The organism is Aliivibrio sp. S4MY1 (genome assembly GCF_028765545.1).
Classification (GTDB): Bacteria; Pseudomonadota; Gammaproteobacteria; order Enterobacterales; family Vibrionaceae; genus Aliivibrio.
Genome location: NZ_JARACP010000006.1, coordinates 162,210 through 181,070 on the forward strand (window position 1 = coordinate 162,210; position 18,861 = coordinate 181,070).

General features: G+C 37.6%; 14 protein-coding genes and 3 pseudogenes. 12 read left to right on the forward strand and 5 right to left on the reverse strand.

The features are described 5' to 3' along the window. Positions 1-83 precede the first annotated feature (83 nt). From cydC to ald, 4 genes are all read right to left on the reverse strand, one after another. Complete coding sequence (gene cydC, locus PVK71_RS08630; protein WP_274418025.1) at positions 84-1,805, reverse strand: heme ABC transporter ATP-binding protein/permease CydC; 1,722 nt, start codon at positions 1,803-1,805, stop codon at positions 84-86. Beyond that, positions 1,798-3,570 (reverse strand): heme ABC transporter permease/ATP-binding protein CydD, encoded by a 1,773-nt coding sequence (cydD, locus tag PVK71_RS08635; RefSeq protein ID WP_274418026.1) that lies wholly within the window; start codon positions 3,568-3,570, stop codon positions 1,798-1,800. The genes cydC and cydD overlap by 8 nt, the downstream gene beginning before the upstream one ends. Before the next feature lie 154 nt (positions 3,571-3,724). Then, positions 3,725-4,690 (reverse strand): thioredoxin-disulfide reductase, encoded by a 966-nt coding sequence (gene trxB, locus PVK71_RS08640; protein WP_274418027.1) that lies wholly within the window; start codon positions 4,688-4,690, stop codon positions 3,725-3,727. 161 nt (positions 4,691-4,851) lie between these two features. Beyond that, positions 4,852-5,970 carry an alanine dehydrogenase gene (gene ald / locus PVK71_RS08645; RefSeq protein WP_274418028.1) on the reverse strand — a complete coding sequence of 373 codons (1,119 nt, stop codon included), beginning with the start codon at positions 5,968-5,970 and terminating at the stop codon, positions 4,852-4,854. 156 nt (positions 5,971-6,126) lie between these two features. Here ald and lrp point away from each other — a divergent pair, with 156 nt between their 5' ends. The 11 genes and pseudogenes from lrp (at position 6,127) to PVK71_RS08695 (ending at position 17,141) form a co-directional block, all read left to right on the forward strand. Further along, complete coding sequence (gene lrp / locus PVK71_RS08650; RefSeq protein WP_130043199.1) at positions 6,127-6,618, forward strand: leucine-responsive transcriptional regulator Lrp; 492 nt, start codon at positions 6,127-6,129, stop codon at positions 6,616-6,618. A gap of 278 nt (positions 6,619-6,896) precedes the next feature. Then, a pseudogene (locus PVK71_RS20495) lies at positions 6,897-7,424 on the forward strand (DNA translocase FtsK 4TM domain-containing protein); the annotation flags it as partial. A 465-nt stretch (positions 7,425-7,889) separates the two neighbouring features. After that, positions 7,890-10,172: pseudogene (locus PVK71_RS08655) on the forward strand (DNA translocase FtsK); the annotation flags it as partial. Between the two features lie 42 nt (positions 10,173-10,214). Continuing rightward, the gene (lolA, locus tag PVK71_RS08660; protein WP_274418030.1) at positions 10,215-10,826 is read left to right on the forward strand and encodes an outer membrane lipoprotein chaperone LolA; all 612 of its coding nucleotides are present in this window, start codon (positions 10,215-10,217) and stop codon (positions 10,824-10,826) included. Positions 10,827-10,887: 61 nt separating this feature from the next. After that, positions 10,888-11,031: a hypothetical protein gene (locus PVK71_RS08665; protein WP_165367241.1), complete on the forward strand. Its 144-nt coding sequence runs from the start codon at positions 10,888-10,890 to the stop codon at positions 11,029-11,031. Between the two features lie 423 nt (positions 11,032-11,454). Next, positions 11,455-12,015, forward strand: coding sequence for a GNAT family N-acetyltransferase (locus PVK71_RS08670; RefSeq protein ID WP_130049288.1), 561 nt, complete (start codon positions 11,455-11,457; stop codon positions 12,013-12,015). A gap of 9 nt (positions 12,016-12,024) precedes the next feature. After that, entirely contained in the window at positions 12,025-12,753 is a 729-nt protein-coding gene (locus PVK71_RS08675) for a TenA family transcriptional regulator (protein WP_274418032.1), read from the forward strand. 2 nt (positions 12,754-12,755) lie between these two features. Then, positions 12,756-13,985, forward strand: a complete 1,230-nt coding sequence (locus PVK71_RS08680; protein ID WP_274418034.1) for an MFS transporter — start codon at positions 12,756-12,758, stop codon at positions 13,983-13,985. Between the two features lie 14 nt (positions 13,986-13,999). Beyond that, the gene (locus PVK71_RS08685) at positions 14,000-15,214 is read left to right on the forward strand and encodes an aminotransferase class I/II-fold pyridoxal phosphate-dependent enzyme (RefSeq protein ID WP_274418035.1); all 1,215 of its coding nucleotides are present in this window, start codon (positions 14,000-14,002) and stop codon (positions 15,212-15,214) included. Next, positions 15,198-16,085 carry a dienelactone hydrolase family protein gene (locus PVK71_RS08690; RefSeq protein WP_274418036.1) on the forward strand — a complete coding sequence of 296 codons (888 nt, stop codon included), beginning with the start codon at positions 15,198-15,200 and terminating at the stop codon, positions 16,083-16,085. The genes PVK71_RS08685 and PVK71_RS08690 overlap by 17 nt, the downstream gene beginning before the upstream one ends. A 144-nt stretch (positions 16,086-16,229) precedes the next feature. Continuing rightward, entirely contained in the window at positions 16,230-17,141 is a 912-nt protein-coding gene (locus tag PVK71_RS08695) for a phytanoyl-CoA dioxygenase family protein (RefSeq protein ID WP_274418037.1), read from the forward strand. A gap of 322 nt (positions 17,142-17,463) precedes the next feature. Here the strand turns inward: PVK71_RS08695 and PVK71_RS08700 are convergent, their stop codons facing one another. Beyond that, positions 17,464-18,417 carry a GlxA family transcriptional regulator gene (locus PVK71_RS08700; RefSeq protein ID WP_130048401.1) on the reverse strand — a complete coding sequence of 318 codons (954 nt, stop codon included), beginning with the start codon at positions 18,415-18,417 and terminating at the stop codon, positions 17,464-17,466. Positions 18,418-18,599: 182 nt separating this feature from the next. On the opposite strand from PVK71_RS08700, the pseudogene lolA (PVK71_RS08705) reads away from it, so the two are divergent. Then, positions 18,600-18,836, forward strand: a pseudogene (gene lolA / locus PVK71_RS08705) (outer membrane lipoprotein chaperone LolA); the annotation flags it as partial. Positions 18,837-18,861 lie beyond the last annotated feature (25 nt).

An 18,861-nucleotide genomic window follows, 5' to 3' on the forward strand; every position in this document is an offset into this window, starting at 1 on the left:
AGCGAAAAGCCGATACTGAATAAACAGTATCGGCTTTTTTATTTCAGCTATATCAATCTAGATAAATAGTTGTTCTGTATTATTTAGAAGCGCTGCCATAATTGGTGGTATGCCCCTTTCAGTGATAGTAGGGTATTATGTGTGCCTTGCTCAACAATTTTACCGTGGTCCATTAAGCAAATATTATCCATTTGCTCAAGGTTCACTAAACGGTGAGTAATAAAGACAACCGTCTTATCTTTAATGTGCTCATTTAAAACTGACATGATTTGTTGTTCTGTTTTCTGATCTAACCCCTCGGTTGGCTCATCCAATAAAACAATAGGGGCATTGTGTAGTAATGCGCGTGCAATACCTACTCGACGACGCTCACCACCAGAAAGTTGACGGCCACCGTCTCCAAGCCACGTATTTAAGCCTTCGTCAGGAGTAAGATCGTCTAGGCCGACTTTACTTAGTGTCTTAATTAACTCTTCATCGCTTGCGGTATCGTTGGCAAGTAAAAGGTTATCTCTTAATGAACCATTAAGAATATCAACACGTTGGCTAACAACCGACATTGCACTACGTAAGCTTGATTCTTTCCACTTAGGCAGCTGAACACCATCAATATAAATTGCCCCTGATTTCGGGTCCCATTGACGAGTCAATAATTGCAGAAGGGTTGATTTACCTGACCCCGTTTGGCCGACAATTGCCATTTTCTGACCGGCAAGTAAATCTAATGAGATGTGCTTAATGGCATCGGTATCTGCATCTAGGTATTGGTAACTCACATCAGAGATGGTTAGATTACCTTTTATCTCTTGAGTCACGCCATTTTCATCAAAAACAGTATCAGGCTCCGCTGTGATAATTTCATTTAATCGACGAGCTGAGCTTAATGTTTGCCCTAAATATTGAAAAGCACCAGCAATTGGCATTAGTAATTCAAAGCTTGCCATTGTAGCAAAGGCAACCATAGCCACCATTGGGTCTGGCGTCATACCAGCAATACCATCGGCAGAAATCCACAACATTAGCAGTAGTGTCCAGCCATTAGCTAAAAGCAATAATCCATTCGCTAAACCAGTTAATGTTGCCATGTGGCGTTGATTTGATAGCAGTGCGACTTGAGCATCTAGAATATGTTGTTGGTATTGCTCTTCAGCACCAAAGATACGCAGTTCAGCATTACCCTGAAGCCAATCTAAAGTTTTAATTCTTAAAGTAGCTTTATTTTGTGTCAGATCTGCACCGTTTTGTTTACCTAGTTTATAAAACAGGGTTGGCCAGATAAGGAGCAGCGCAAATAAGATAGCACCAAGGGTAAGACCAATAGTGACATCAAACCATGCAAGAAAAGCGGTTAAGCCAATAATGCCTAATGTACCCACAATTATAGGGCTGATAAGTCGTAGGTAGACATGATCCATCGCATCTACATCTGCTACGAGACGGTTTAATAAATCGGCATCACGCAGCTTTGAAAAGCGGCCTGGAATGAGTGGTATTAACTTTTTAAAGAAGAAAATACGCAGTTCAGTAAGGAGCTTAAAGGTCGCATTATGGCTGACTACTCGCTCACCCCAGCGTCCTGCTGTTCGACCAATAGAGAAACCACGTACAGCGCCTGCAGGTAGCATGTAATTAAAGGTTTCACGAGCAATGGTTAATCCAGCAATCGCTGAGGCTGAAATAAACCAACCTGAAAGCGTTAATAAGCCTATTGATGCAAACAAAGTAGCAAAGCTAAGTAGCATACCTAAAGTTAGGCCGAACCAGTGTTTTTTATATAATTTAATATAAGGCAGTAAATCACGCATCAAGATCACCTTGCTTTGGTTGTTTTGCGGCAAGCATGGTTGCAAATAAGCCGGAGTCTTTAATTTCATCAAATGAGCCAGATTGAACCACTTGGCCTTTATCCATAACTAGCACCGTATCCATTGCGTGCAATTGGTCTAGGCGATGACTGATCATCAGTGTTGTTAATCCTTGAGTTGCTTCGTCTAAGCTTTTCATAACTAGACGTTCACTTTTTGCATCAAGGCTGGCTGTTGGTTCATCTAAAATCCATAAACGACCTTGCTGTAAAAGCGCACGAGCTAATGCTAGACGTTGAGCTTGCCCAACAGATAATCCTCCAGAGCGATCTGAAATAGCGTGCTGGTAACCAAGTTCATCAATAAACTCATTGGCAAAGGCTTGTTTACTTGCTAAATCAAGTTGTTCTTGAGTTATTCCTTGTTTACCTAAGGTCATATTCTCTTCAATAGTGCCATGAACTAGGGTTGGGTTTTGACCAACCCAGTTAATATCTTGATACCATTGTTTTTGATTTAGTTCAGACAGTTCAGTGCCATTAATTTTGATGCTGCCTTGATAAGGCAAAAACCCCAATATGGCATTAATTAAACTGGTTTTACCTGCGCCGCTTGGGCCAACTAAAGCCGTCTGAGAAGCTTCAAGTAAATGGAAACTAATAGGACCTAATAATCTTTTACCATCATGTGTTGTAACGATGAGATCGGTAACCTGAATATCAAGCGTTGTTGAATCAGACACTTTCTTATCACCATTTGTTTGCGTGTTGGTGTCTGTATTTAAGAATTCAACCAGAGATTCTGCGGCCCCAATGGCCTGTGCTTTGGCATGATAAAATGTTCCTAAATCTCGTAATGGTTGGTAAAACTCGGGAGCAAGAATCAGGATAAATAAACCAGTAAATAAACTAACGGTAGTTCCATAATGACCGAAATCTAACTCTCCAATAAAGGTAAAACCAAAGTAGACCGCAACGATAGCAATAGAAATAGAGGTGAAGAACTCCAATACCGCTGACGATAAGAAAGCCAGTCTTAATACTTCCATCGTTCGTTTACGGAAGATCTCAGATGCACCGTGTAAATGCTCGGTTTCTTGTTTTGTTTTATTGAATAAACGAATGGTCGTCATCGATTGTAGACGATCATAAAAGTGGCCTGATAGGCGTTGTAGTGCTTTAAAGTTACGACGGTTAGCATCTGCTGCTCCCATACCAACGAGTGCCATAAATAAAGGAACTAATGGTGCAGTTAATAAGAACACTAAACCGGCAGCCCAGTTTTGAGGGAAGACTACAATTAAAATAACGAAAGGAATTAAAACAGAAAGAGACATCTGAGGAAGATAGCGAGAGAAAAAGTCCTGCATATCTTCGACTTGTTCAAGCAATAGTGTGGCCCAAGTGCCAGCTGGTTTCCCTTTAATGTAGGCAGGGCCTAATTCTTGCAGTTTATCTAATATTAATTGACGAATATGAATGCGAATGTGCTCGCCACAACGATAACCTGCGACTTCACGGCCCCAACTGCACGCTGCACGAATAGCAACAATAGCAAGAATGGCTACAAAGTGGGGAATGAGTTCATATTTATCAACTTGTTCAATGATAAGTTGATGCAAGATGTCAGCAAGTAATGCTGCTTGTGCTATGAGAAAAAGACTAGAAAGAAAGCCAAGCCCAATAGTGAGGGTTAGCCATTTTTTTGCAAGTTTACTCTGACCTTTAAGCCATTGTCCTAACTCGCGTTGTTGATTTTTATCCATAATATGAAGGCTTACGTTTTGTATTATTTTATCTACGTTACGATTTCTTTTTTAATAATTTGAATATAAGAAACCATATGTACATCAGTAAAATAAGATGAGCAAAAGAAACCCGAAGGATTTGCTTCGGGCTTAACGTTAACTAGAGGATAGTTTAACTTTCTTTTGCTTCTAACGCATCTAAAAAGCGCTCTGCATCTAATGCTGCCATACAACCAGTACCGGCAGAGGTAATTGCTTGGCGGTAATTGTGGTCCATTACATCGCCCGCAGCAAAAATACCTTCAATGCTAGTTTGAGTTGCATTGCCTTCAAGGCCTGATTTTACTTTGATATAGCCATTTTCCATATCAAGTTGATCATTGAAAATAGCGGTATTTGGTTGGTGACCGATAGCAATGAATGCGCCCATGACTTCTAAGTCTTCAGTTGCGTCTGATTTTGTATCTTTTAATCTTACGCCTGTTACACCCATATCATCACCGAGTACTTCTTCTAATGTACGGTCGGTATGAAGAATGATATTTCCGTTTTCTACTTTGTCCATTAGACGATCAATTAAGATTTTCTCAGAACGGAACGAATCACGACGGTGAATTAGGTGAACTTCAGCCGCAATATTTGATAAGTACAATGCTTCTTCAACTGCAGTATTACCGCCACCAACAACCGCTACTTTTTGGTTACGGTAAAAGAAACCATCACAGGTTGCACAAGCAGAAACGCCTCGACCTTTGAATGCTTCTTCTGAGTCTAAGCCTAGATACTTAGCAGATGCACCTGTAGAGATAATTAATGCATCACACGTATATTCACCAGAATCGCCTTTTAAACGGAAAGGGCGCTGGCTAAAATCGGTTTCATTAATATGATCAAAAATAATTTCAGTATTAAAACGCTCTGCGTGAGCTTTCATCTCTTCCATTAAGCCAGGACCTGTCATATCTGAAGCGCCGCCTGGCCAGTTTTCAACTTCTGTGGTGGTCGTTAACTGTCCGCCTTGTTGCATGCCTGTGATCATCACAGGATTAAGGTTCGCTCGAGCGGCATAAACTGCTGCTGTGTAGCCTGCAGGGCCAGAGCCAAGGATCAATAATTTAGAATGCTTTACGTTGCTCATAAGATCTCCGAGCTAAAATCAATGAAAACAGAAAAATAAGGGTAGGGAGCACAGAGGTGCTCACCATCCTTTAGTATCAGATGATTGTATGGAATTTATTGACGTAAAGAAAGGGCGCCATAGTAGGAGCCCTCAAATGATTTGGTTATAGGATATGTCTTTTAAGCGGTAAGTACTGTTTCTGGAGAGACATATTCTAAATCAAAGCTCTCTGCGACTTCTTTACATGTAACTTTACCGTGGATAACGTTTAAGCCATCTAAGAAGCCTTTATCTTCAAGAAGCGCAGCTTTGTAGCCTTTATCTGCCAGCTTAATAATGTATGGAAGGGTTGCATTATTAAGTGCAAAAGTAGAGGTGCGTGCAACTGCACCTGGCATATTTGCTACACAATAATGAACCACTTCATCAACAATGTAGGTAGGGTCAGCGTGTGTTGTTGCATGAGAGGTCTCGAAACAACCGCCTTGGTCGATAGCAACATCAACTATAGCGGCCCCAGGTTTCATACGTTTGATGTGATCTGCGGTAACCAGTTTAGGTGCTGCAGCCCCTGGAATAAGCACTGCACCAATAACTAGATCAGCTTCTAATACATGTTTTTCAATTGCATCAACGGTCGAATAAACGACTTTAGCACGGCCTTGGAACTCTTCATCTAAAGCACGAAGTGTATCAATGTTACGATCTAAAATCGTCACGTCAGCACGCATTCCAACCGCCATTCGTGCAGCATTAGCACCAACAACACCACCACCAACGACGACGACTTTTGCCGGTTCAACGCCAGGTACACCGCCTAAAAGTAAACCACGGCCTCCATTCGATTTTTCAAGAGTTTGGGCGCCTGCTTGAATAGACATTCGCCCAGCAACTTCAGACATTGGTGCTAATAGTGGCAGACGACCCATATAATCTGTTACAGTCTCATATGCGATGCAGACAGCTTTACTCTTAATTAGGTCTTCAGTTTGTGGAAAATCTGGTGCAAGATGTAAATACGTGAATAAAATTTGCCCTTCACGTAGCATTGCTCGTTCAATTGCTTGTGGCTCTTTAACTTTAACAATCATATCAGCTTGAGCAAAAACGTCTTCAGCTGTAGGAAGGATAGATGCGCCTACCGCGATGTAGTCATCGTCGGTAAAACCAATGCCAGAGCCTGCTTTTGTTTCGACAAAAACGGTATGGCCATGAGATATTAATTCGCGAACACTCGCTGGGATCATGCCAACGCGGTATTCATGATTTTTTATTTCTTTAGGTACGCCAATGATCATCCTGATTTCCTTTTATGTAATAGTTATTTTGACTGCTTGTAGGGTTTTTGTTTCGAATTTTTAACTAGTATAATTTGTAATTAGCAAAATTTGATGCTAAATATTAAAAAGTTGTAGTATATTTTTTTGCAAGGAAGTAATAAGGTGGAATAAAAAATGGTAGATAATAAGAAACCTTCCAAGGATCTGGATCGTATCGATCGCAATATTTTAAATGAACTCCAGAAAGATGGACGAATTTCAAATGTTGAATTATCTAAAAGAGTAGGCTTATCGCCAACTCCGTGTTTAGAGCGTGTTCGTCGTTTAGAGCGTCAGGGGTACATCAATGGCTATACTGCCTTGTTGAATCCACAATATCTTGATGCTTCATTATTAGTATTTGTTGAAATCACGCTTAATCGTGGTGCCCCAGATGTGTTCGAGCAATTTAACACAGCGGTTCAACTGCTAGATGATATTCAAGAGTGTCACTTAGTTTCAGGTGATTTTGATTACCTTTTAAAGACTCGTGTATCAGATATGAGTGCTTATCGTCGTTTACTTGGTGATACACTATTACGTCTTCCCGGTGTTAATGACACTCGTACTTATGTGGTAATGGAAGAAGTAAAACAAACCAATCATTTAGTGATTAAAACTCGCTAATTGAATCAAGGTAGTAAATTAGAGATTTTTCTTTCTTTAATTTACAAAATCTTGAAGAGCTTAAAGGCGATTAGGTATATTCTATCTAATACGCTTTTAAGTAATGACGAGCGGCGTTCTGCCGCTCGACTTGTTTTTAATTTCTATAGATTTAGTGATCCTTGCTTCTTTTCTCTTAAATGCATTCATCATAGTGAGAGGGATGACTAAATCTAAGCACAGTAACATTGGATAGTATTTTGTTTACAAAGATTAAAGAAAAGATTTCAGAAAGAAAAATGCAGCTGAGTACACTAAAAGTTGAAGTGGTTGCTGAGCCTGATAAAGAGCGATTGAATGGTAATCAGCGTTTGCAAGAAGCGTGTTTTATCGTTGGCTTACTAGCAACGATTTTTATTACTATCTCTTTATTTAGCTTTAATCCTGCAGATCCATCATGGACTCAAACGTCATGGTCTGGAACCGTAGAAAACGTAGGCGGGTCATTTGGCGCGTGGATAGCAGATACGCTTTTCTTTGCCTTTGGATCTTTGGCTTATTTATTACCAGTAATCTTATTAGGTTGCACTTGGATAGTTTTTCGTAAAAAAGAGCGAGAGGAAAATGAAGAGTTAGATCTTATGATGATCGGAACTCGTATTCTAGGCTTACTTATACTCTTTTTAACTAGTTGTGCATTAGCTGATACAAGCTTCGATGATTTATGGTATTTCTCATCAGGCGGTGTGGTTGGCGATGTCTTGACAAGCATAACAACGCCTATTTTGAATTTACTTGGTTCAACGCTTATCTTTATGTTCTTGTGGGGAGCTGGCTTGACGCTATTCACAGGGGTCTCTTGGCTAACTATTGTTGATAACCTTGGTGGTTTCGCACTAGAAGGGGTCAGAAGTATTGTTAATAAAGTGAGAAAAACCGAAGACGAAACGTACCAAGTCGAACATGAACATCGTCATGAAGAGAAAGACGATGAAGCTGAATTTTCGAAAGCGCTAGACTCATTTGAGACACCTAAAATTTCTTCTCGTGAATTATCTATGTTTGCCAATGCTCCGGAGGAGATGCAAACAAGTAATGTTGACCAATTTGAAAAAGAGACTGCTTATTCTGATGATCCTCTATTCTCGACAGTAAATGAATCTGTTTCTGAACCTATAGTTGAGCCGATAGAAACGACACCAGTTGTAGAAATGGAAAGTGCGGATACTGACAGTATTTATAGTTCTGTAGACGCACCTGTTTATTCTATGGCACCACAAGAGCAGATTGCCCCTGAAAGCTTAGAAGATGGTATTAATTTATCCATGCGTAGTAATGCAACTATTGCAGAGCTGGATAATGAAGCATTAGTTCAAGACCCATTATTAAGCCAAGTTGATGCTGAGCAGTCATTCTCTACTGTTACTACTTCTGTTGCGGCTGTGAGTACAGCGGCAATGGTTGCAGATTCTGAAGCAAGCGTACTTGAACCATTGAGTTCACAATATAATGAGCAATACGGCAATGAGTTTGAGACCCCAGTATTTGATAATGCTCTTGAGGAAATATCAGACAGAGCGGTATCGGTTGATCCTTCTATTGAACTTGAAGATAACCTAGATGAGAAAGAGGGAATTGATACTACTAATGAATCGAGTTTCTCAGCACTTGAGCAAGAAGTTGAAATTGAAGGCTTAGAACAAGAAGAATCCTTCAATGCATTAGAAGAAGAAACACTACCTGCATTTAGCGCCGTTGAAGAGGAGCAATCTGAAACGCTTAATGAATTGCACATAAATGCGTTCGATTCTTCTGTAGAAGAAATTGAAACGGTTGAAGTAGTTGAAGATGAGCTTCCTCATTTATCTGCTACAAGTGTAGCGATAGAAGAGGCAGTCGTTGAAGAAACTAGAACTGAAGAAGCTAGAGACGAAGAGCTAACTGTTGAAGAAGAACCAACGCATTCAGATGCAGATATTGCCGCATTCCAAGCATTAGTTGCCAAAGAAAAGGCAACACAAGCGGCACTGCAGAATCCGTTCTTAGTTAACTCTGAGCCTAATTTACCGAAACCAACATCTCCGATGCCAACCTTGGATTTGTTATTTGCTCCAGATACCCGTGCAGAAATGGAATCTCGAGAATCACTAGAGCATACCGCTCGTTTGGTTGAAGCAAAACTGGCTGATTACAAAATTAAAGCGCGAGTGGTGGATATCTTCCCAGGTCCTGTGATCACACGATTTGAATTAGATTTAGCACCTGGTGTAAAAGTAAGCCGTATTTCTGGTTTAGCAACCGATTTAGCGCGTTCTTTATCGGCAATGGCAGTACGTGTTGTTGAAGTGATTCCGGGTAAGCCTTATGTAGGTCTAGAGTTGCCTAACTTTAATCGTCAAACGGTATTTTTCTCTGATGTGGTTGGCAGTGATACATTTAAAAATGCAAAATCGCCAACAACCGTCGTTATGGGACTTGATATTGCCGGTGAAGCGGTTATTGCTGATTTAGCTAAAATGCCTCACGTACTGGTTGCTGGTACAACGGGTTCTGGTAAATCGGTTGGTGTAAACGTCATGATTTTGAGTGTGTTGTATAAAGCAACCCCAGAAGATGTACGTTTTATCATGATCGATCCAAAAATGTTGGAACTTTCTGTCTATGAAGGAATCCCACATCTATTGACAGAAGTTGTTACTGACATGAAAGATGCAGGTAATGCATTACGTTGGTGTGTTGGTGAAATGGAACGTCGTTATAAATTAATGTCAGCGTTAGGGGTTCGTAACCTACAAGGCTTTAATGATAAATTGAAAATGGCAGCAGCAGCCGGCCATCCAATCCATGATCCGTTATGGAAGCCGGGCGACAGCATGGATGAGATGCCGCCATTGTTAGAAAAACTGCCATCTATCATTGTGATTGTTGATGAATTTGCTGACTTGATGATGGTTGTTGGTAAGAAAGTAGAAGAACTGATTGCTCGTTTGGCTCAAAAAGCGCGTGCGGCAGGTATTCACTTAATTCTTGCAACACAGCGTCCATCGGTAGATGTTATCACCGGTTTGATTAAAGCAAACATTCCAACACGTGTCGCGTTTACTGTGTCAACCAAAACCGACTCTCGAACCATTCTTGACCAAGGTGGTGCCGAATCCCTACTTGGTATGGGTGATATGTTGTATTTAGCTCCTGGGTCTAACCATACCGTTCGTGTTCACGGTGCCTTTGCCTCTGATGATGATGTACATGCAGTGGTTAATGATTGGAAAGCGCGTGGTCGTCCAAATTACATTGAAGCGATTACTAAGAGCGAGCAAGGTGCTGAAGCGTTACTTCCCGGTGAGAAACCAGAAGGCGAAGAAGAGCTAGATCAATTGTTTGATCAAGTGGTTGAGTTTGTAACCACTTCACGCCGTGGATCAGTCTCTGGGGTGCAACGCCAATTCAGAATTGGTTATAACCGTGCCGCTCGTATCGTTGAACAATTAGAAGCGCATGGCATTGTTAGTACTCCGGGCCATAATGGTAACCGTGAAGTGATAGCGCCACCTCCAGTAGGCAGTGGCGATTAATCGAATTGGTATTATTTCTATTTAGATAAGTGAAAATTATTGATGAAAAAGTTTTTAGTTTCTCTGTGTTTGTTAAGTTCTGGTGTATTTAGCGCTGCAGCTTTAGCGTCTCCTCAAAGTGAATTGACTGAGCGTTTAAATCAAAATGCTGGCTTTGAAGCGGTATTTACTCAAAAAGTAGTGAGCCCTGAAGGGGATGTTTTAATGCAAGGCGAAGGGGATGTGAAAATTCTACGTCCTAACTTGTTTCGTTGGCATACTCAAACACCTGATGAGAACTTACTGGTAACTGATGGCGAAACACTATGGTATTACAACCCATTTGTTGAACAAGTTACCTTGATGGGACTTGAAAAAGCGACGACACAGACCCCATTTGTATTATTAACTCGTAATAAGTCTTCTGATTGGGATAATTATTCTGTGACACAAAATGGTGATGCGTTTACGGTGTCTCCAAAATCTGATTCAGCAGTAAAAAGCGACTTTATTGTCAATATACAGCCATCAGGTAATGTCACTGGATTCTCTGTTGTAGAGCAAGATGGACAACGTAGTGACTTTAGCTTTACGAAATTTGAAGCGAAAAAACCAGCACAAAGTAATTTCACTTTTACAGTGCCAGAAGGTGTTGATATTGACGATCAACGCTAATGAAAGATAATTCAGTTTAGATTTTTCAGCAGGGGACGATTTTCGTCCCCTTGCTGCTAGAATGCGCCCTCAAAATATTGAGCAATACATTGGTCAGCAGCATCTATTAGGTGTTGGTAAGCCATTGCGTCGCGCGTTAGAAGCCGGACAGATCCACTCAATGATTTTATGGGGGCCTCCTGGTACCGGTAAAATGTATAGCTAAGTATAATAAGAAGAAATTTTCATAATAATTCCTTTTGTTTATTTTACCCTAGTTTGTTCTTAAAAAACTTTGAGGTTTGGGCTGAGTGATTAGATTAAATCTGTTATATTCAGTTTATTTATATAAGCCATGCAGCCTTTCTAAAGAGATAGCTTAGATACGATATAGTCATTTCACAGACTCACTTTCGTCTATCGCAGTAGCCAATTTTGTTGAACCCCTACAGACTAACCATCAAGATTTACTTAAAATCACTTCTCATCATTTTGGGATTTATGATCCCCATCTACCAACAATTAATGCAACAACTACCATTTATGTGTCGTAATTCGCTGTTTTTTAAGTCGCTTTCTTATGTTCTCAAGACCTTAAATCTATAACATACTTAATTTATTGATTGTATGAATTAAAGAATAGGTGACTATGGAAACAAAATTTAAATTAATTTGCGATGGTAATGCATTTGAATCGATCAAAGATAGCTGGGTAAAGCTTCTTTCCATTACCTTAAAAGATGACGCTATATTAGGTTTCGATGAAGAATTCTTTTCAAATCCAGATTTAGTTAATCAATACACAGAAAAAATTAAGGCTGAAATTAATGTAGGGGCTTTGATCTTGCTAGTTGCAATATATCAGGATGAATTAATTGTTTGTTGTAATTTGAAGCTAAATCATCAGCAAACTACTCAACATATTTGTGACTTACAAAAAGGTCTTATCCACCCTAAATATAGAAGAAAAGGCTTACTGGAAAAATCATTAGCTCACATTGCTAGTTTTTGTATGGAACGAAAAATCGAACTTTTAACTCTTGATGTCAGAGCAAATAGCATAGGGCATAAAATTTGGGTTAAAAGTGGCTTTCAGACTTATGGTGAACTAGACGATTATTGTAGATTTAATGGAATGTCATATTCAGGCTGTTTTATGAAACAGAAAACTCAACATCTCTTAGATAAGTTTTACTCACACATTCAATAAGGAAATATTATGTTAAATAAAGCGACTTTCAAAAGAGAAATGCATAACATTCTCGATAAACATCGAACATTAGGACATCCAATATTTAAACATTTAATGAATGAAGATAATCCTAATCGAGAATTACTTAAAACTACGACTTTGCAAGGTTATCAACTAACTAAAAACTTTTTAGAATATATTGAAATATTATTTTTTTATTGTCCTTTGCCTAGGCATAAAAAACGATTATTGAATAACATGTATGAAGAAGAAACAGGTTTTTTATCTAAAACTAAAAATCATGTGGCTTTAATGCAAGACTTTATTAAAGCTATTGGTATATCAGATGAAGATCGTGATTCAGCAATTGCATTAGCTTCCACTCAAGAGTTAATAGATTACAGAATGAAAGCCTGTAGGTCGAGCGGGTTATATCATATCGGAGCTGCTGCTGTCTTAGTAGCAAGTGAAGGACAGAATCTAGAAACTATCGGTGAAGATGCTAGGCACAATATATTAGGTAAAGTTTATAAATTAACAGATGAGGATTTATTATTTTTTTCGGTACATCAAAAAGAAGATGTTGGACATGTAGAACAGGGTAAGTCTTTACTTGCTGATCTATGTGATACAGAGGAGATGCAAAAAGAGGTTTTAGAGGCAATAGAGCACACTTGCCGCCTTTTTTATAATATGTATCAAGGAGTATATGAACATTTAGAGCTAGAAAAAGTCGAGCAAATGGAAGCTGTGTAATCATGAAAGTAGAACGAAGTCTGGCTCTGGCATCAATATCTATTGGAATATTAATTACGTTCTTTGCTTCATCTATTAAAGGAAGTTATCAAGTTTACTTTTTAGATTTAGCTTATTTATTCGGCGTAACTCAAGGAGAGTTTGCTTTTTCAGGAGCAATTTTTGGCCTAACTATAGGTGTTATATCTCCTGTCGTTGGATATATATGTGACAGGTTTGGACCTGTGAAAGCAATATTATCTGGGACTATATCAACTGTTGTTGTATTTACATCATTTAGTTTTCTCAACTCATATTCCATGTTTATATTGTTATATGGGGTTTTAGGAGCTTACGCCCTAGCAGCTATGACTTTTGTTCCACTTGGTATGCTTGTCGATCACATTTTTTCTAATAAAGAAAAGGGGATGGCTTATGCGACTATAACAAATGGGACAGCAATTGGTTTCATGATTTTATCTCCATTTTGGGTATGGCTAAATACATTTGCAAGCTGGCAGGAAGTTAGTTTAGGAATCGCAATATTATTTGCATTCTTAATTACACCTGCAATTTACTGGTTGTCTTTAAAATTGCCTAAACATGAAAAAACGTCCTCTTCAGTAAAGGTAAAGTCAGCAGATCAACTGTTAAAACTTCCTTTTATATTAATGGCAGCTTCGTTTGCTGGATGCGGAGCATCAATGGCGTTTATTGATGTTCAGTTAGTACCATTGATGACAGAGCGATTGTTTGAAAATGATACTAAATCAATAATTATTGCATCTACATTAAGTATTATTGGTGCTTTTGAGCTTATTGGGGCGTTTATTGTTGGTTGGATGTTAAGGTTTTATGCTTCAGCGTTGTTGCTCGCATTTCTATATGCCCTTAGAACCATCTCAATGGCCGTTATATTCTATGCTGAAACAATAAATATGTTCATTATTTTTGCCGTTGTTTTTGGTCTGACTTATATGGGAACTGTCATCATTACGTCAATGATGTGCTTACAACAATATGGCGCTGAAATTAAAGGAAAAATGTTTGGATCTTTATTTACTGTGCATCAAATCGCAGTATTTTTAACAATATGGGGAGGAGGTAAAGCTGTTGAAGTCTACAAAAGCTACGACATTGTTATTATAGCGATAACGCTTCTTTGTATCACATCTATGTTGTTATCATTAATAATACACTTCTCTTTTAAAAGTGACGAGATCAAATTAGTCAATCCCCCACCCGAAGCTTAAAATGGAAAATTTATATGGAAATTATTACTAGCGCTATACATCAACGTATCGATTGTTTAGATGATAGTCATTCAGAAGCTATAGCGTTAACATCTGCTTATGATTTTAATAGTGCTTCAGAGGCAGCTAACCGGTTTTCAGGGGTTACTCAGGGGAATATTTACAGTCGATTTACTAATCCTTCAGTTGATTTATTTGAAAGGAAATTAGCTACTTTTGAAGGAGCTGAAGCATCAGTTGCATTTTCTTCTGGTATGTCAGCTTATTTGGCTATAGCGATAACTTTTTTAAAACAAGGAGATCATGTTCTATTAGCTAGCGGTATTTTTGGTACAACAACACACTTGTTTAGACAATATTTTGGACGTTTTGGTATTACAGCATCAGTTGTAGATGTTGATGATATTAATGGTTGGAAGAAAGAGCTTCAACATAATACAAAGCTAATCGTTGTTGAAACCCCAACTAATCCAATATTAGCTGTAGCCGATATTAAGCAGCTTAGCCTTATAGCTAAAGAACAGAAAGCAATATTTGTTGTTGATAATACATTGTTGAGCCCAGTATTCCAGCAGCCGTTAGCATTTGGTGCTGATTTAGTACTTCATTCAGTAGGAAAATTTATTGATGGGCAGGGTCGAGTGGTTGGTGGAGCTGTTTCTGGCAGTTATAAGTTGATTCAACCCTTAAAAGATTATTTGAGAAGTTCAGGCACCTGTCTTAGTGCATTTAATGCATGGTTATTAAGTAAAAGTATGGATACATTATACGCTAGAATGCAACAACACCAAAGTAATGCTATTAAGGTTTATAATTGGCTCAAAGTTCAAGATATGATCGTATCAGTTAATTCAACAATTGACCCCGAACACTCCCAAGCAATTTTAATTTCAGAGCAACAGAAAGGGCATTCGCCAATTCTTACCTTTTCAATTAAAGGAGGACGAATTGAAGCTTGGAAAATCATTGATTCATTTGAACTTATAAGTCGATGTACGAATATCGGTGATGCAAAGACAATGGTTACTCACCCTGCAACTACTACGCATGGAAAATATACAATTAAAGAACGTGAGAGGTATGGAATTACTGAAAACTTAATCCGTCTTTCTATTGGATTGGAAAATCCTAAAGATATTATTGATGATTTAAATAAAGCTTTTGATGCTATCAAAACTCCTATTTGTTCGGATAAATCAGAGGAGTATGATCATGTGCTATCGTTATAAATTTATGAGTATATTTTTTTTAACTCTAGTAGCTCCAATTAGTTTTGCTGAAAATATAGTCGTTCCTAAGGTCAAGTATAATTATGTTTCTTTTTCATCTATTTCAGATAAAAACGAACTTAAAACTCATACCGTAGCGGCTAAATTATCTGTACCTATAAATGTTAAACGAGCGCCTGTTATTATAATTGCACACGGTTCCGGGGGAATTGATGAAAGAGGTTATAAGTATTCTAAATCATTTAATGATGCAAATATTGCAACACTGGAAATTGATATGTGGGCAGCGAGAGGGCTTGACGGAGGACTTTCTAGGCCAAAACATGTAAAAGAAACACTTCCTGATATTTATGGCGCTGTAAAGTATTTAACCAGTAGAAGCGATATTGACACAGATAGAATCGGCTTTATTGGTTTCTCTTGGGGAGGAGTATTAGCAATGTTAATAGCTAACGACACTAATGTTTTAAGCCATAATTTGACAGCATTGATTGCCAATTATCCTGTTTGTTGGGCTTATAATAAGATACCTGGTTATGATTTTAAAGAGGTAAAGCCAAATAAATCTTTATTGGTAATTTCGGGAGGTCACGATGAATATGATGATCCACAAGATTGCGCTAACTTGATTGATTTTTTACCACAAGACAGCAAATTACGAACAAAGCACATACATTTTGATGATGCTACGCATGCTTTTGAGTTACCGAGGCCAAGTAGCTCCTTTTTTGACCCATATGCATTTAAAGGAAAAGGAGGCTTGGTGTCAATTAGTTATAACAAAAAAGCAACAGATATTTCAGTAACTAAAGCTGTTAGCTTTATGAAGGATAAGATTGTAAATAGAAGCGTGATTAGCCAAAGACATTAGATGAGATAGTACTAAGTGCAAACTATAAGTTCTAATTTAGAAATTATGCCCTTAGGAAAATGTTTTAAATGTTAGGAGTGTAGCTACTTAAACAAGCCATATAAGTATTAGAGTAATTAAAGGTTATTATAAAAGGAGATAATAATGAATAAGAGCAAATTCAGTTTAACAGCTCAACAAATGGATGATTTTCATACTAAAGGATATACTGAGCCTTTTAATATAATCAATAAAGACGAAATTAGAGATTTTAAAAAAACGTTTAATAAAATTTTAGAAGATCAGAAACTACTTTCTCCAATTTATGGAAGATGTACTCATAGAGATTGGCATTTATATTATAGAAATTTAATGTTGATGGTCTATCGGCCTCAAGTGGTTGAGAGGCTTAAATCCCTTTTAGGTAGTGATTTAATGGTTTGGAGGACGTCTATATTTCACAAAGCACCTGGTGATGGCGCTTTAGGTTGGCATCAATCTAGCTTATTTGCTGGTGAGGAGTATGGGATTTTTAAGCCAGCGTTACTTCCTCCTGTTGGTTATGATACCTATGGAAAATTGTTTAATCTGTCATGTTGGATTGCATTAGATGATGTAACTATTGAAAACGGAGCGATGCAGGTTGCTGAAGGGACACATAATAAGCAATATCCAATTAAAAAGGTTCCATTCAAAGATTCAGTTTTTGGGAAAGTAGCTTATGATAGCTTTAAAAGGATTGGTGATATTGCTCGGTTGGAGGAATTAGACTCTAGATATGCGTGTGAAACTATATTTAATCCTAGAGAAGAAAAAATTAAGGTTAACACCATTACAATGAAAGCTGGGCAAGGATATATTTTTACGGATAGGCTTATGCATAACTCATTAGCTAATGTAACTGTTGATAGTAGAAGACTAGCCATAAATTTCAGGATAACAATACCTGAAACACTAGTTTACCCTCATAGATTAGATGGAGATTTGATTGATGGAAATGATCATAACATTAAAAATCATGGATGTGTGATGTTGAATGGAAAGTCTATGGGTGTAAATAATATTTTTTATAATTGAGCATATAGGCTTATTAATTAATATGATGAATGTGTAGCTTTATCTGTGATAGCTCAGAAAGGGATGCTGAAAAATCTATATATTTCAGTGGTATAATATAAAACTGTGGCCAGTTTTACTTGACCACTACAAAAAAGTCGTTTTAGCTTACGCTATCAAACAACTAGCCAAAACATATCAAAGTAAAGAATATTATGGCTGAACACAATTTAGAAACTTCACTTGATGGAAATATGGGCTAAAAGATAACCTAAAAATTGAATAAAAGTAAGATTAGGTCTGAGCTACTATATTTAATACTTAAAAATTGGTTAAGCAACCTTTATACTTTTTTCTTTTTTATTTCGCTAGGTAAACTATTATAATGTTTTTTCCAAAGCTTACGTAAGGAAGATGCTTGTTTAAAACCTACTTCATATGCGGCATTTACAACAGATATCCCCTCCTTGATTAAATGCCGTGCTTCTTCTAATTTCATCTTATTTATATAATCAGAGATTGTTGAACCAGTACATTCTTTAAAATTTCGTTGTAAATGACGTATGGATATATTATTCATTTTGGCAATTTCTGTCACTGTAAGTTCGGTCTTAAAATGAATGCTAATATAGTCTTCTATTGAGTGTATTAAAGGACTAATATGATTGCGTGAAATAATATGGTTAGAAATTTGAGGATCACTTGACATTCGTCTTCTGTGAACCAGCAAATCTCTAGCAACTGCAATACTAATCTGAGTAGAGTAATGTTTCTCAACTATATCCAATGATAAATCAATCGCTGCTGTAACACCTGCGCTAGTATATACATTGCCAGATTTAACGAACATAATGTCCTTCAATACCTCTGTCTCAGAAAACTGTTCAGAAAGTTTGTTGATATATGAGTGATGTGTTGTACATTTATGACCGTTGAGAATCCCTGCTTTTCCTAAGAGAAACGCACCTGTGCATATGCCCATAAATACCAGGCTTTTATTTTTAATATAATGTGAACGAAGCCAGTTAGCTGTTTGTTGGCTGACTTCGTCAGAATAAATATCGGGTTCGTAACCGGAGGCGCAGGCAATGATGATTGATTCATTGATTATGTTTGTTGGTGGATAAGTTAAATTTGTTAGATAAAGTCCTTGATGAGATGAAATTGATTTTGAAAAGCTGATATAATGTAATTTATAGTTACACCCTAATTTATTAGCTTCATCAAAAGTTTGGCATGAACTAGCTAAATCTAGTAAGTGAACATTCGATGAAATTAAAAAATATATATTTATCATAATATTTTTACTATAAGTCCTTTTGAAAATATTTGATACCGATTGAAACAACTATATTCAACAATATAGTCAAATTTACGTCAACAAACTTCGGGTACTTACTTATACTATTTTAATTAAGTAAACAAAGCAGGAATGAAGCTGAACTTTGGAGTAGTGGTATTTTTAATCTACTAATATACTACTCAATGGTTCAAAATGGTGATGCGTTTACGGTGTCTCCAAAATCTGATTCAGCAGTAAAAAGCGACTTTATTGTCAATATACAGCCATCAGGTAATGTCACTGGATTCTCTGTTGTAGAGCAAGATGGACAACGTAGTGACTTTAGCTTTACGAAATTTGAAGCGAAAAAACCAGCACAAAGTAATTTCACTTTTACAGTGCCAGAAGGTGTTGATATTGACGATCAACGCTAATGAAAGATGAAAGATGAAAGATGAA